This window comes from Pseudosulfitobacter sp. SM2401, from assembly GCF_042932805.1.
Classification (GTDB): domain Bacteria; phylum Pseudomonadota; class Alphaproteobacteria; order Rhodobacterales; family Rhodobacteraceae; genus Ascidiaceihabitans.
Map to the genome: position 1 here is coordinate 1,868,474 of NZ_CP170633.1, position 14,831 is coordinate 1,883,304.

A 14,831-nucleotide genomic window follows, 5' to 3' on the forward strand; every position below is an offset into this window, starting at 1 on the left:
TCGCACCAGACTAAACGGTAAAACGCCGCCGCAGGAGTGATCTTGCGGCGGCGTTTTCGTTAGGTCGCAACAGATGCCGAATGCAGCACGTTACCGGCTTTGCCGTGGAAATCGACGGCCCACGCGCCGGTCTTTGGTGTGATGATCCCAAAGCTGAAATCATACGACGTGAAAAACGTGCCGGTGTTACCGCCAAGGCTGGTTACGATGTTGCCAACTTTGGCATGCAGCGACCCGTCCGCCTGTTTCAGGCTAGGATCACGGCTGGTGCCGCCGTTGCCAAACACCAATTGCGTCGGGCGCCCGTTGTCCAGATCCTTCTGCTGGGCGAGGTGAATGTGCCCTGCCATCGTCATCTTGATCTGCGTGGGCAGTTTTTTTCAAACGCTGGCGGCCAAGGCCTGTTGCAGGGTTTTGTCCGTTGCGCCAAAGCTTGGGTAGCTGGGATTACCCCAGCTGGCGACGGCCCAGAATGGACGGTGCGTGACCAGCCACGCAGGCTTGGTCCCTCCCTCTTTGGCGATCAATTCGACGCCACTGAATTCGGCAGTGTATTGTTTGACCATCGCGGGATCAGGGGTCTGATGCCTGTCACGATCAATGCGCGATGTGTCCATGACAATGACCTGAAAACCATCGAACACCACAGGATACGGCAGCGTATAGTTCCAATCGTTGCCACCTGCATCCACTGGCGTGTTGGGCTGGCTGCTTTGGCCCAGCGTGCCCGGACATGTGGTGGGCCAATCACCTGTCAGCTCAATCGGGTTCGGATCCAGCAGGTCAAACCAGCCGTTCCACGCGCGGCTGCAGTCTTCGTGATTGCCACGCACAGGGATCATTGGGGCCGCTGCGAACAGTTTTTTGGAGGGGGCGAAAGAGTCAGCCTGCCAGTTGATCCAGCTGTAGCCAACCGTGCGCTGATCGCACTTTGTGCTGCAATATCCGTATTCACGGTAGTGCATGTCGCCCACGTGGATCAGCAAATCGGGGGACTGGGCGGCGGTCGCATTGGCGAGGCCCACGTAGTCCCAAGGCGGGCGCACGAGGGTTAAATCCTCTGAGGTATCAGTGGCTTAGGGCGTGGCTTTGGCAGCCTTCAGCCCATCACAGTCTTGCACATCGCCGCCTTTGACGCGGCAGCCTGTGTCCCCGACCACCGCCACTTTTTGTGGTGATGAGGTTGGCGTGGGCAAGCTGATGCCTGCCACAGTCAGGTTCGCCATGCTGGCGTCAACCGCACCAACACACACGCGGATTTCGTCGAAATTAGCGGGGGCCATATCGCTGCGCAACGTCAGTGAAACTGTGCCTGCGTCATGCGTGAGATCGGGGCACATCGTGGCCCCGTTTGCGCCCTTGGGTACAATCAAACGCGCCTGCGTTTTGCCCAAACCGTCGTATTGAACCCAAGCGTGCTGCGCCGTCGCCCCTGCACTGCCCAGGCCTGTCAGCGCAAACGCGGCAAGCATCGTTTGAAATACTTTCATCAAATGTTCCTTAAAAAGGGATCCAGCGGAAATATGCGCCCCGAAATACAAACTTAACTTATGCGCGACGCCTTGCATGTGTGCTTTGGGCTTGCAACATTCTCGAAACTTTCAGAATTTAACACATGTTCAATTCGACACATTCCTACCGCGAGGCACCCAAATGGATTTTGCACTAAGCGAAGAACAAACCGCGATTTTCGACATGGCCCACAGTTTTGGCCAAGACAACATCGCGCCTTTTGCACGCCAATGGGAGGCCGACGGTACGATCCCCAAAACGCTCTGGCCAGAGGTTGGCGCATTGGGATTTGGTGGGCTTTACGTGTCCGAAGACGGCGGCGGCGCGGGGCTGTCACGCCTCGACGCAACGATGGTGTTCGAGGCCTTGTCGATGGCTTGCCCGTCGGTCGCCGCGTTCCTGTCGATCCACAACATGTGCGCCAAAATGATCGACAGCTTTGGCAGCGATGAATTGAAATCACGCGTTATGCCCGACGTTTTGACGATGAAAACCGTGCTCAGCTATGCGCTGACCGAACCGGGGTCAGGCTCTGATGCGTCTGCGTTGAAAACCCGCGCGGCCCGCACAAACGAAGGCTACACGCTGAACGGTACCAAAGCATTTATTTCCGGTGGCGGTTATTCGGACGCCTACGTTTGCATGGTGCGCACCGGCGAAGATGGCGCAAAAGGCGTGTCTGCGATGTTGGTCGAAGACGGTGCAGCGGGCCTGAGTTTTGGCGCGCTAGAGGACAAAATGGGCTGGCGGTCACAACCCACAGCGCAGGTCCAATTTGACGACTGCCAAATCGATGCTGCGAACCTGATCGGCGACGAAGGCCGCGGGTTCAAATACGCAATGATGGGGCTGGATGGGGGTCGCTTGAACATCGCCGCCTGCTCGATTGGTGCCGCGCAAACCGCGTTAACCACGACGTTGGCCTACATGGGCGAACGCAAAGCCTTTGGCCAATCCATCGACCAATTCCAAGGGCTGCAATGGCGCCTTGCTGACATGGAAATTGAACTGCAAGCCGCCCGTACCTTTCTGCGCCACGCCGCATGGAAACTGGACACCGGCGCGCCCGATGCGACGAAATTCTGCGCGATGGCCAAGAAATTCGTGACCGACGCAGGCAGCAAAATCGTTGATCAATGCCTGCAATTGCACGGCGGTTATGGCTACCTTGCGGATTACGGGATCGAAAAACTGGTGCGCGATTTGCGAGTACATCAAATCCTTGAAGGCACCAACGAAATCATGCGCGTGATCGTCGCCCGTGACATGCTAAAAAACCGCTAAGGAACCGACAGGATGAGCGATATTTCAATCCGTATAACCGGTCACGCCGGTCGGATCACGTTGCAGCGCCCCCAAGCGTTGAACGCCATGACCTACGAGATGTGCCTCGCGATCGAGGCCGCGCTGGACGCATGGCGCGATGACGATGCGGTTCGCGTCGTGGTTTTGGACGCCGAAGGCGACCGCGCGTTCTGTTCCGGTGGCGACATTGCAGACCTGTACGCGACGGGACTGAAGGGCGATTTCAGCTATGGGCAGACGTTTTGGGCGGATGAATACCGCCTGAACGCCAAGCTGTTTGAGTACCCGAAACCGGTGGTCAGTTTCCTGCAAGGGTTCACCATGGGTGGCGGCGTTGGCATTGGCTGTCACGGATCGCACCGCGTGGTCGGCGACACCAGCCAGATCGCGATGCCCGAGGTTGGCATTGGTCTGGTGCCTGATGTCGGTGGGTCTTTGATGCTGGCGCTGGCCCCCGAGCGGCTTGGCGAATACCTTGGCACAACGGCGTCGCGCATGAATGCATCGGATGCAATTTTTGCAGGCTTTGCAGACCTCTACATACCAGAGCTAAAGTGGCCCGCATTGATCGAGGCGCTTGAGACAACTGGTGATGCTGACATTCTGATCGGGGAGACTCCCGCCGAAATTGGCCCGATCCAAGCCCAGATGGATGACATAAATCGCCACTTTCACGGGGCGACGCTTGGCGATGTGCTGACCACTTTGCAAAGTGATGACAGCGACTTTGCAAACAAGACGCTGAAGGCCATGCGCCGCAACAGCCCTCTATCGATGGCCTGCACATTCGAAATGCTCAGCCGCCTGCGTGGTCAGTCGATCAGCATGGCAAAAGCGTTGGACCTTGAATACCGGTTCACCGCCCGAGCGATGGAACATGGTGACTTTATCGAAGGCATCCGTGCCGCTATCATTGACAAAGATCGCAAGCCCAAATGGCAATTCGCAGATGGGAACGTGCCACCGATGGCCGTGTCCAAAATGCTGATGCCTCTGGGTGATTTGGCGCTTGAATTAAAAGGAAACGGCATGAACATCGGCTTTATCGGGTTGGGCAACATGGGCGCACCAATGGCGGCCAATTTGGCAGCAGCAGGGCACAACGTCAGCGGCTTTGATCCAGCAGGCACAACGGCGCAAGGCGTCACCGTCGCGGCGAATGCGGTCGAGGCGGCAGCCGGCGCGGATGTTGTCATCACAATGCTGCCAAATGGCGCGATCCTGCGATCCGTCGCAGCCGAAGTGATCGCGGCAATGCAAGCGGGCGCGACCTTGCTCGACTGTTCAACCGTTGATGTGGAAAGCGCGCGCGCTGTAGCCACAGACGCGGCGGCCGCCGGTTTGTTGGCGGTCGATGCCCCTGTGTCAGGCGGCATTGGCGGCGCGGCAGGTGGGACGTTAACCTTTATGGCCGGTGGGTTCGACGCGGGCTTTGCCAAGGTGCAGCCATTGTTTGAAATCATGGGGCAAAAGGCCGTGCATTGCGGTGACTCCGGCGCAGGCCAAGCTGCAAAGATCTGCAATAACATGATCTTGGGCGCAACGATGATCGCAACCTGCGAGGCATTCTCTTTGGCTGACAAGCTGGGGCTGGACCGTCAAAAGATGTTCGACGTTGTGTCGACATCCTCTGGTTACAGCTGGTCGATGAACGCCTACTGCCCTGCCCCGGGTGTCGGGCCAAACAGCCCTGCGGACAACGATTACACCCCCGGCTTTGCCGCTGAGTTGATGCTAAAAGACCTTGGGTTAAGCCAACAAGCGGCAGAGGCTGCCAACGCGGACACGCCCATGGGCGCGCTGGCACTGGCGCTGTACAAACAGTTTGTCGAAAACGAAGGCGGATTGGGCAAGGATTTCAGCGCGATGCTGCCGCGCTTTGAGGCCCGAGATCGCGGATGAACCTTAGGTTGCAATCACCCATGTCGATTGTGGCAATACAGGTTTAAAGATGTCAAAATCAACACAATGGGCCTGCTGAGCGCCCATTTTTTGCTTTCAGTCAGGTGACGATTCCTTGAAAAACCATTTAATTTCAAAACACTAAATCTATTGTTGCGAAAAACCCGACAATACGGACAGTTTTCGATAAATGTTCACAATCTGATCCCAGCCTTGCCCGATTGATCAGGCAATTTCGACCTCGAACGCCGTTTATGTGGCGATGAATTTGAGGTTAAGATGCCGACAGCGACAGAACTACCCATCGACAGCACAGCTGATGCCATGGCTATGGCCAACGAGATTTTCGGCGACGGGATCCTTGTGGACTCAGCCTCCTACACGGGCGATGCGCTGTCCTCGGGTATTTACACGAACGGCGATGCGATCTCGAACGAGGCCACGCCGGGCGACACTGGTGTGATTTTGTCGACCGGATATGTCGCTGATTTCACCAATTCGGATGGCACTACGAACACCAACCAGAACACCGGCACCAGCACAAACACTGCGGGCAACACAGATGGGGATTTCACCACCTTAGCCGGTGCGGCGACAAACGATGCGGCCTTTCTTGAGGTCGGTTTTTACCCAACAGGCGACACGATCACCATCGATTTTGTACTGAGTTCCGAGGAATATCCGGAATTTGCCAACTCGCAGTACAACGACGTGATCGGCGTTTGGGTTAACGGGCAACTGGCCCAGGTCAGCGTCGGCGACGGCACAGCATCGATCGGTAACATCAACGGCGGCGAAACCGAGAACATCTATCTCGACAACACAGGCGACGCCTACAATACCGAAATGGACGGGTTCACTGTCACATTAACCTTTGTGGCCACCGTCATTCCAGGCGACCTGAACACCCTGAAAATCGGCGTCGCGGATGTGGGTGACAGCAACTACGACACCAACCTGCTGATCGCCGGCGGATCGGTCCAATCCACGATTGTTGCCCAAGATGACAGCGTCAACATGGGCCATAACGACACCAAAATCCTCGATGTGCTGGACAACGACAGCTCGACTGGCGGTCTGTTGACAGTGACCCACATCAACGGCACGCCTGTTGTCGTCGGCACCACGGTGACCTTGGCGACAGGCCAGCAGATCACATTATTGGCCGATGGCACGTTCGAAATTGTCGGGGATGCGAATGCGGAAACCGTCTATTTCAACTACTCGATCGAGGATGAAATTGGCAACACGGACACGGCTTTGGTCGAGGTTAATCAAGTGCCCTGCTTTGCTAAGGGTACGTTGATCGAAACCACAGAAGGCTTTGTTAAGGTTGAGGATTTGCACACAGGATCGCTGATTTTGACGCGTGATGATGGCCCCCAACCGATCCGTTGGATTGGCAATCGATCGGTGCGCGCAGCAGCTGATCATCAGCCGATCCGCCTGCGCAAAGGACAGTTTGGAGCAACCCAAGATTTGCTTTTGTCGCCCCAGCATCGCATTTTGGTCGAAGGCTATTGGTCAGAATTATTGTTTGGCGAACTTGAGGTTTTGGTCAAAGCCAAGGACCTTTTGAACGACCTAAGCGTGCGCCCGGACACTACGCTGACCCGCGTCACCTATTATCACATGATGTTTGATCGCCACCAAATCGTGTGTGCAAACGGGGTGGAATGCGAAAGCTATCTGCCGGGGCCCAGCACGATGAAAGGGTTTGATCGGCAAACCCAGGCCGAAATCCTACAGCTGTTCCCGAAAATGGCACCAGACGGATCAGGGTACAGCCAAGCGGCGCGCGCGATTATCAAATCACGCGAAGCGGCCCCGTTGTTGGCCGCCCTCGCCGCTTAGGCTAAGTTACTTTGCTGCGACCTTTTTCTTGGGCTTCAGCATTTCTTTGAGATAGCGGCCTGTGTGGCTTGCCTCGACTGTCGCGACCTTTTCAGGCGTGCCGGTTGCAACCACTGTGCCGCCGCCATCGCCGCCTTCGGGCCCGATGTCGATGATGTGGTCCGCGGTTTTCACAACGTCCAGATTGTGTTCAATCACGATCACCGAATTGCCCTGATCGACCAGTTCGTGCAGCACCTCAAGCAGCTTGCGCACATCCTCAAAATGCAGGCCCGTGGTCGGTTCGTCCAAGATGTACAACGTGCGTCCGGTGGACCGTTTGGCAAGCTCTTTGGACAGCTTGACGCGCTGCGCTTCGCCCCCCGAAAGGGTCGTCGCCTGTTGCCCGACTTTGATGTAGCCGAGGCCCACACGCATCAACGCATCCATCTTGTCGCGGATCGATGGAACAGCGGTGAAAAACGTCTGCGCGTCCTCGACTGTCATGTTAAGAACGTCTGCTATGCTTTTGCCTTTAAAGCGAACTTCAAGCGTTTCACGGTTGTAGCGCGCGCCCCGACAGGTTTCACATTCGACGTAAACATCGGGCAAAAAGTGCATCTCGATTTTGATGACGCCGTCGCCCTGACATGCCTCGCAACGCCCACCTTTGACGTTGAAACTAAAGCGACCGGGCTTGTAGCCACGCGCCTTGGATTCCGGCAGGCCCGCGAACCAATCGCGGATCGGCGTGAAGGCCCCGGTGTAGGTCGCAGGATTGGATCGCGGCGTGCGCCCGATGGCGCGTTGATCGATGTCGATCACCTTATCCAGATGTTCGAGCCCCTTGATGGTTTCGCACGGCGCCGGCGTCTGGCGTGCGCCGTTCAGGTTCATCGACGCGGTCTTGAACAACGTCTCGATTGTGAGCGTGGATTTGCCCCCGCCCGAAACGCCCGTGACGCACACAAACTGCCCTAGCGGGAATTCCACAGTCACTTTTTTCAGGTTATTCCCAGTGGCTTTGACAACTTTGACCGACTTTTTCTTGCCTTTGCGACGGGTCGCGGGGATTGGAATTTCACGCGTACCTGTCAGATATTGACCCGTCAGCGAATTGGGGTCGTTGGCGACCACATCAGGCGTGCCGTGGCTGACGACCTGACCGCCGTGCACACCGGCTCCGGGACCAATGTCGAACACGTAATCTGCCTCGCGAATGGCTTCCTCGTCATGCTCAACCACGATCACCGTGTTGCCTTGGTCGCGCAGGTTTTTGAGCGTCTCAAGCAGGCGGTCATTGTCGCGTTGGTGCAGGCCGATGGACGGCTCATCAAGGACGTAAAGAACGCCTGTTAGGCCAGAGCCAATCTGACTGGCCAAACGGATACGCTGGCTTTCGCCACCACTTAACGTGCCACTTGCACGTGACAACGTAAGATACTCTAAACCAACATTATTTAGAAACCCAAGACGTTCGCGAATTTCCTTGAGAATGGCTTTTGCGATCTCGTTTTTCTGTGCACTCAGATGCTCTGGAACCGTGTCGCACCAGTCAGCTGCATCACGGATCGACATCTTGACGACGTCGCCTGCGTGCAAGCCTGCGATCTTGACGGCCAAGGCCTCTGCGCGCAGGCGATTGCCTTCGCAGGTGCCGCAATGACGGTTGTTTTGGTAGCGCTCGAACTCTTCGCGAATCCAGTTGCTGTCGGTCTCGCGATAGCGCCGTTCCATGTTGGGAATGACCCCTTCAAAGACGCGAGTGACTTCGTAAACGCGGCCCCCTTCGTCATAGCGGAACGGCAATTCTTCGTCACCAGAACCGTAGAGAAACACCTGTTGCACATGGGCTGGCAGGTCTTTCCATTTGGTTTGCGGATCGAATTCGTAATGCTTGGCGATGGCCTCGATGGTTTGCAGGAAATACGGGCTTTTACCTTTGCGCCATGGGGCAAGTGCGCCGTCATAAACCTTGAGCGTTTGGTCAGGAACAACCAACCGTTCGTCGAAAAACAGCTCGACCCCTAACCCGTCGCAATCAGGGCATGCGCCAAACGGGGCGTTAAACGAGAACAGGCGTGGCTCGATCTCGGGGATGGTGAAGCCGCTGACCGGGCAGGCAAATTTCTCGGAAAACGTCGTGCGAACGGGGTCACCTTCAGCCGGAGCAGTTTCGATAATCGCAATGCCATCGGCCAGATCAAGGGCGGTGCGCAGGCTGTCAGCCAGCCGCGTTTCCAGCCCTTCACGCACCACAATACGGTCCACAACAACGTCGATGTCGTGGCGGAATTTCTTGTCCAGCGTCGGTGGCTCGTCCAGATCGTAGAATTCGCCGTCAACTTTGACACGCTGAAATCCTTGTTTGCGCAGCTCAAGAAATTCTTTGCGGTACTCGCCTTTGCGATCGCGAATGATCGGAGCCAGCAAAAAGGCGCGCGTTCCGTCCTCCATCGTCATGGTACGATCGACCATGTCCTGGACTTGTTGCGCCTCAATCGGCTTGCCTGTCGCGGGCGAATACGGCGTACCAGCGCGCGCAAACAACAGACGCATATAGTCGTAAATTTCGGTGACTGTACCCACAGTCGAGCGCGGGTTTTTTGACGTAGTTTTCTGTTCAATCGAAATTGCCGGCGACAATCCACTGATGTGATCCACGTCAGGTTTCTGCATCATATCAAGGAATTGACGGGCATAAGCCGACAGAGATTCAACGTAGCGACGCTGCCCTTCGGCATAGATCGTATCAAACGCGAGGCTCGATTTTCCGGATCCCGACAAGCCCGTAATCACCACCAATTGATCGCGTGGAATGTCCACATCGATGTTTTTCAAATTGTGCTCGCGTGCACCGCGCACTTCGATATTTTTCAGCTCAGCCATCAGACGCCCCCATTAACGGTTTAGACATAGTTTGGTCTGTAGGATTCTCCAATGGAAAAATGAGAACACATCGCGAACATCACCCGGTTTTGCGCATCTGCCCCAAGGCAAGGTGTACACAAAGTCCTGCGATCAGCGCGATGCCCACAAAGATCGGCAAGGCCGCGTAACCCAGCAATGCCAATGCGGCGACCATGATCGGAGTGCCGATGGTATTGCCGAGGTTGCCCATCTGCGCCATTGCGCCGTTGGCCTGCGCTTGGGATGAGGCGCTGTCGTTCAACTGCGGCACAGCGGCGAAACTGGCCCCCTGGATCAATCCCAAACAGGCAGCCAAGGCGACGCATGCAAATGGCGCACCGGGGTTAATCCACAGCCACACCATACACAGCGCGCTGCTGGAAAAGCCAATGATGACAACGCGAACAGCCGTCACATGCCGTAACAAATAAACCCCCAATGTCATCGAACTGACGATGGATGCCAAGGGCATCGCCCCCATGACCCAAACGCGGGATTCTTCTGGGATGAACGGCGGCAGAACAGTTAAAACCGAAACGAAACAGAAGGTGTAAAACAGCCATCCAAGGCCGGGTGCCGCGATGCTGGCAGATTTGTATATCACCGCATGGCGCTTGAGGATCGCAGAAAAAGAGACCGGATCAGGTTGCGCGCCTCCGATTCCTTTGGTCAGTACAAGCGACAAAATGCTTGCAAAAACAGCCATATAGATCGCGTGTGCGGCGAATAGTGCTGGTACGCCTAACGCATCGACCAAGGGCAACCCGGCCCATGCCAGCACAGCGAACGCGACACCAAAGAATGTCCCCCAAAGGGTTAACGTGAACCCGCGATCCTTTGGCGCGCTAAGTTGGGCGATCAGAGTTGGGGCCGCGACGACCATGGCCAAATGCGACAAACCTTCGATTGCGCGCGAGACCAGGAACCACTCGAACGGCGGCACGAACGCTTGTACAGCGGACACAGCAGCGCCCAGCCACAACGCGCAAATCAGGGCACGCCGATACCGGATTTGGGCCACGAGCACCCCGGCGACAACACCAAAAATAATGCCCAAAAACCCGACCAATGACACCGCAAAACCGATCAGCGCACCTGCGTTCGGGTAAAGCTGCGGCAGTTGGTCAAAAACCACGCTGACTTTGGCGTATTGCGCGGCCGCACCCAATCCCGCCCCCCACAACAAAAAGATCAACACAAAAGGTGTTCTTTCAGAGGTCATGTTTTTCGTGCCATCGCCCAAGAACAGATTGGCATTTTGGGATCATTGTCCAACACATCTCTTTTTGCTTCAAAATCAGGGGGCCAGGGACGTTCCAGATTGCGCGCAGCGGTTTCGCGGTTGCCCCATTGCTCCGCGACAATCGCGTCTTCGGCAAAGCCTGCCTCGATCAACAAGTTCTTTAGCCCGCGTGCGGACCAGCGTGAATTGTCCATTGGGGCTGCGTGAAACGGCACAAAAAATGGCACTGCGATCCAGAAATGCCCGCCCTTTTTTAACATCCGGCGCACATTTTTGACGGCACCGTAGGGGCGATCAAGATGTTCCCACACTTGATTGGCCATAATTAAATCAAATTTTAGCGGCTTGCCGTCGTCATCCAGATACGGGCCCGTGCAGATGTCGTGTTTGGGGTACAAAAAGCGTCTGTAGCTTTTGAAATTGAACACCTGCCCCCATTTGCCCGAAACTTCCGCCACATCCAGTGATGGTGGGTCCAGCTCTTGGATCATTTGGCGGCTGGATCGTTGCATCACGATGCGGTTCAGGCTCGGCATGGGGCGCGTCTTTCGTTGCGCCCCGAACCGATCACATGTGAATCACACGATCGTAAGCATCCAGAACGCTTTCGTGCATCATTTCAGAAAGCGTCGGATGCGGAAAGACCGTGTTCATCAGATCTTCTTCTGTTGTCTCGAGCTGGCGGCCCACAACATAGCCTTGGATCAGTTCAGTGACCTCGGCCCCGATCATGTGCGCGCCCAAAAGTTCGCCGGTTTTGGCATCAAAGATGGTTTTAACCAGCCCTTCGGGTTCGCCCAAAGCGATGGCCTTGCCGTTGCCTATAAACGGGAAACGACCGACTTTGATGTCGTACCCAAGCTCTTTCGCGCGGGCTTCCGTGTAGCCCACGGACGCGACTTGGGGGTGGCAATAGGTGCAGCCGGCGATGGTTTCCGGTTTGACTGGGTGTGCATGTTTTCCGGCGATCAAATCGGCGACCATGACGCCTTCGTGGCTGGCTTTGTGCGCGAGCCACGGGGCCCCGGCGATGTCGCCGATGGCATACAACCCGTCGACGCCTGTGCGACAGAATTCATCCGTTACAACATGCGTGCGATCCAATTTGACACCCAATTCCTCGAGCCCCAGTCCTTCTACATTTCCAACAATTCCGACGGCAGAAATGACCGTATCAAAGTCCATTCTTTCAATTTTACCATCTTTTTCGATATGTGCGGTGACTTTACCTTTGGCGCGGTCAAGCTGTTTGACCATCGCTTTTTGCATGATTTTCATGCCTTGTTTTTCGAAAGATTTCTTGGCGAAGGCGCTAATTTCTGCATCTTCAACAGGCAACACGCGGTCCATGACTTCGACCACAGTCGTGTCGGCGCCCAGCGTGTTATAGAAACTCGCGAATTCGATTCCGATGGCACCAGAGCCGATCACCAGCAGCTTTTTAGGCATGCGAGGCGGGGTCAGCGCGTGTTTGTAGGTCCAAACCAAATCGCCGTCCGCCTCGAGCCCCGGCAACTCGCGGGCACGTGCGCCGGTTGCCAACACGATGTTCTTGGCGGTCAATTCCTCGGTACCTTTGTCGGTCTTTACCGTTACTTTGCCTTTGGCAGGGATTGAGGCCGCGCCCATGAACACGGTCACTTTGTTCTTTTTCATCAAATGACCAATGCCGCCTGATAACTGCCCTGCGACTTGACGCGAGCGTTTCACAACGGCGTCCAGATCGTAGTTAATGTTGTCAGCGCTGAGGCCAAATTCCTTGGCGCGGTGCATCAAATGGAACACCTCTGAGGATCGCAGCATCGCTTTGGTCGGGATACAACCCCAGTTGAGGCAAATGCCGCCTAGATGTTCACGTTCAACGATGGCCACGTTCATGCCAAGCTGAGCGCCGCGAATAGCGGCAACATAGCCACCCGGCCCTGCCCCGATTACAATCAAATCAAAGGATTTCGACGCCATTATTTAGCCCTCGCGCAGTGGTGTTTCAAAAGTAGTTTACCATTAAACTAAATTTCCATGCAGCGCAATTACAGCCGTGCGCGACATTTGGACACCGTTTTATCTGCGCAATCAACGCATGATTTTGGCGGCTATGCAAACGCACAAACCGCCAAACAGTTCAAATTGAGGATAGTTTATGGATCAAGCTGCTTTGGCCTGCATGTCCCGAACGGTATAGCCGTAGCCACCAGCAGCAATGTAATCCAGTTCAGCCTGTGTCGATTTACGCCCAAGGGCTGCGTTGCGATACGGGAAACGGCCAAATTGGCGGATCACTTGGCGATGCGCGCGCGCATGTAGCAGATTGCTAGAGTCCGAGGCCAAGCGGTCACACATCAGGCGCACGCAGCGATCCTGATCACACAAGTTTTCGGAATGCATCAGCGGCATGTAGAAAAACTGGCGGGCGGGTTCGTCGATGCGCATGTCCCAGCCTTTGTCGATGGCAGATTTTGCCGCTGCGAGGGCGGCGCGGTCCGTTGAAAACGCATCGCCACTGTCGCGGAACATGTTGCGCGAAAACTGGTCTGTCAAAATGATGTAGGCCAAGGCCCCGTTCGGGTAGGTTAACCAGAGTGAGAATTTGCCAGTTGCGGCAGCTTTCCATGTATCTAGAAACGTGTCGCTAATCTTTTTATCAACCGCATCGTCCTGCATGTACCAATCAGATGGACTACACTCATCCAACCAAAACTCTAAGACTTCCTCGGGGCTTACCAGTGTCTCTGCCGTCATCGCAACCATTGTGCACTCTCCACTTTACACGAGCTGTTACCCTACTGTTACCTGAGGTTAATCCAATCTCCAGTCACGAATTACGACAGTTGCGTCACATTATGCGCCGGGTGTGTCGCTTTCATCCTCCAACTCGGATTCAAGTTCGGTTTCGATCGCATATTCCTGCGCAATTTCCATAGCCACCGGGGTCGCAGATTGCGTCATATAGACGTACGCGCCGGTGTCTTCGATCGCGATTGTGGAACGCTGGGTGGCGCGGTAGGTCGCATAAATCACCAAAACCGCGTTCAGCACTGCGATGAAAATGTAGAAACCGGATGGTCCGAATTGCCCCATCATCCAGCCTGTGATCAGAGGGCCGGAAATTGCCCCGAGCCCGTTAATAAAAATCAAACCACCGGACGCCGCAGCCATATCATCGTGGTCCAGATAGTCGTTGGTGTGCGCAAGCAGCAGCGAATACAGCGGATTTGAAACGCCGCCCATCACAAAGGCAGACGCCAGGATCATGTTAAAGCTGCCGCCCGAAAAATAACCGATCAGCGCGCCGACCACGCCAATTGCCGCAGTCACAACAACCAAAGCGCGACGGTCAAACCGGTCAGACACCCACCCGATCGGGTATTGCAGCAGCATTGCACCGACAAAAAACATCGCCACAAAAGTCGAAATTTGCCCAACCGACAGCCCGATCAACGCGCCATAGACCGACGACATGCCAAACTGCGCAGAAAACACGCCTCCAAGCAAAAACATCCCGATGCAGCCCAATGGGGACACATTGAACAGCGCACGCAGGCTCATGGGTTTGGTGGTGTCAAAAGCCGGTGTCGGACTGATCGATAACAAAATTGGCGTAATTGCGAGACTAACAAGGATCGACGGGATCACAAAAAGCACGTAGCCGGAGGGGTCTGCCGTGACCATCAACACCTGCGCAATCACGATGCCGCCGGTTTGCACAATCATATAGAGAGACAGCGCTTGGCCGCGGTTTTCATTGCTGGCCGCGTCGTTCAGCCAGCTTTCTGCGGTGACGTAAACGGCAGAAAAACAAAACCCGATCAGAACCCGGCCCATCATCCAAACCCAAGGGTCTGTGATCGTCGGATACAAAATCATGACGGCGGAAATAAGCGAGGCCAGCGCTGCAAAAACCCGAACGTGACCAACGCGCCGGATCATCCGAGGAGCCGTCCGCGAGCCGCCCAAGAAACCGACAAAATACGCCGACATCACCAATGACATTTCGAATGTGCCAAACCCTTCGATCTGGCCGCGCACCGCCAAAAGCGTGCCTTGCATGCCGTTGGCAACCATCAACAGCCCCATCCCGAACAGCAACGCCCACGCGCTGGAAAGTACCTGAATCATGACATGCTCC

Annotated in this window: 12 protein-coding genes and 1 pseudogene; 4 read left to right on the forward strand and 9 right to left on the reverse strand. The window is 55.6% G+C overall.

Going from position 1 to position 14,831, the window contains the following annotated elements; genetic code table 11:
- Nucleotides 1-59 precede the first annotated feature (59 nt).
- Genes ACFIO0_RS09240 through ACFIO0_RS09250 form a run of 3 tightly spaced genes read right to left on the reverse strand, consistent with a single transcriptional unit; the run spans nucleotide 60 to nucleotide 1,490 of the window.
- Nucleotides 60-356, reverse strand: a complete 297-nt coding sequence (locus tag ACFIO0_RS09240) for a hypothetical protein (RefSeq protein ID WP_390915052.1) — start codon at nucleotides 354-356, stop codon at nucleotides 60-62.
- A 24-nt stretch (nucleotides 357-380) separates the two neighbouring features.
- Complete coding sequence (locus tag ACFIO0_RS09245) at nucleotides 381-1,046, reverse strand: metallophosphoesterase (RefSeq protein ID WP_390915053.1); 666 nt, start codon at nucleotides 1,044-1,046, stop codon at nucleotides 381-383.
- 30 nt (nucleotides 1,047-1,076) lie between these two features.
- Nucleotides 1,077-1,490, reverse strand: a complete 414-nt coding sequence (locus ACFIO0_RS09250) for a hypothetical protein (RefSeq protein ID WP_390915054.1) — start codon at nucleotides 1,488-1,490, stop codon at nucleotides 1,077-1,079.
- 163 nt (nucleotides 1,491-1,653) lie between these two features.
- Between ACFIO0_RS09250 and ACFIO0_RS09255 the strand changes: the two genes are divergently transcribed.
- The 4 genes and pseudogenes from ACFIO0_RS09255 (at nucleotide 1,654) to ACFIO0_RS09270 (ending at nucleotide 6,573) form a co-directional block, all read left to right on the forward strand.
- Nucleotides 1,654-2,796 (forward strand): acyl-CoA dehydrogenase family protein, encoded by a 1,143-nt coding sequence (locus ACFIO0_RS09255; RefSeq protein WP_390915055.1) that lies wholly within the window; start codon nucleotides 1,654-1,656, stop codon nucleotides 2,794-2,796.
- 12 nt (nucleotides 2,797-2,808) lie between these two features.
- Nucleotides 2,809-3,756: pseudogene (locus tag ACFIO0_RS09260) on the forward strand (enoyl-CoA hydratase/isomerase family protein); the annotation flags it as partial.
- A gap of 90 nt (nucleotides 3,757-3,846) precedes the next feature.
- Nucleotides 3,847-4,719, forward strand: a complete 873-nt coding sequence (gene mmsB, locus ACFIO0_RS09265) for a 3-hydroxyisobutyrate dehydrogenase (protein ID WP_390915311.1) — start codon at nucleotides 3,847-3,849, stop codon at nucleotides 4,717-4,719.
- Between the two features lie 279 nt (nucleotides 4,720-4,998).
- On the forward strand, nucleotides 4,999-6,573 hold the full coding sequence (locus tag ACFIO0_RS09270) for a Hint domain-containing protein (RefSeq protein WP_390915056.1): 1,575 nt from the start codon (nucleotides 4,999-5,001) through the stop codon (nucleotides 6,571-6,573).
- Nucleotides 6,574-6,579: 6 nt separating this feature from the next.
- Here ACFIO0_RS09270 and uvrA read toward each other — a convergent pair whose 3' ends face one another.
- The 6 genes from uvrA to ACFIO0_RS09300 all read right to left on the reverse strand — a co-directional run bounded on the left by uvrA (nucleotide 6,580) and on the right by ACFIO0_RS09300 (nucleotide 14,821).
- Complete coding sequence (uvrA, locus tag ACFIO0_RS09275) at nucleotides 6,580-9,441, reverse strand: excinuclease ABC subunit UvrA (protein ID WP_390915057.1); 2,862 nt, start codon at nucleotides 9,439-9,441, stop codon at nucleotides 6,580-6,582.
- A 79-nt stretch (nucleotides 9,442-9,520) separates the two neighbouring features.
- Nucleotides 9,521-10,684, reverse strand: a complete 1,164-nt coding sequence (locus ACFIO0_RS09280; protein ID WP_390915058.1) for an MFS transporter — start codon at nucleotides 10,682-10,684, stop codon at nucleotides 9,521-9,523.
- Nucleotides 10,681-11,241 carry a methyltransferase domain-containing protein gene (locus ACFIO0_RS09285; RefSeq protein ID WP_390915060.1) on the reverse strand — a complete coding sequence of 187 codons (561 nt, stop codon included), beginning with the start codon at nucleotides 11,239-11,241 and terminating at the stop codon, nucleotides 10,681-10,683. The genes ACFIO0_RS09280 and ACFIO0_RS09285 overlap by 4 nt, the downstream gene beginning before the upstream one ends.
- A 31-nt stretch (nucleotides 11,242-11,272) precedes the next feature.
- Complete coding sequence (lpdA, locus tag ACFIO0_RS09290; RefSeq protein WP_390915061.1) at nucleotides 11,273-12,667, reverse strand: dihydrolipoyl dehydrogenase; 1,395 nt, start codon at nucleotides 12,665-12,667, stop codon at nucleotides 11,273-11,275.
- 183 nt (nucleotides 12,668-12,850) lie between these two features.
- Nucleotides 12,851-13,429: a DUF924 family protein gene (locus ACFIO0_RS09295; RefSeq protein ID WP_390915312.1), complete on the reverse strand. Its 579-nt coding sequence runs from the start codon at nucleotides 13,427-13,429 to the stop codon at nucleotides 12,851-12,853.
- Between the two features lie 114 nt (nucleotides 13,430-13,543).
- Nucleotides 13,544-14,821 (reverse strand): MFS transporter, encoded by a 1,278-nt coding sequence (locus ACFIO0_RS09300; protein ID WP_390915062.1) that lies wholly within the window; start codon nucleotides 14,819-14,821, stop codon nucleotides 13,544-13,546.
- Nucleotides 14,822-14,831: the final 10 nt, after the last annotated feature.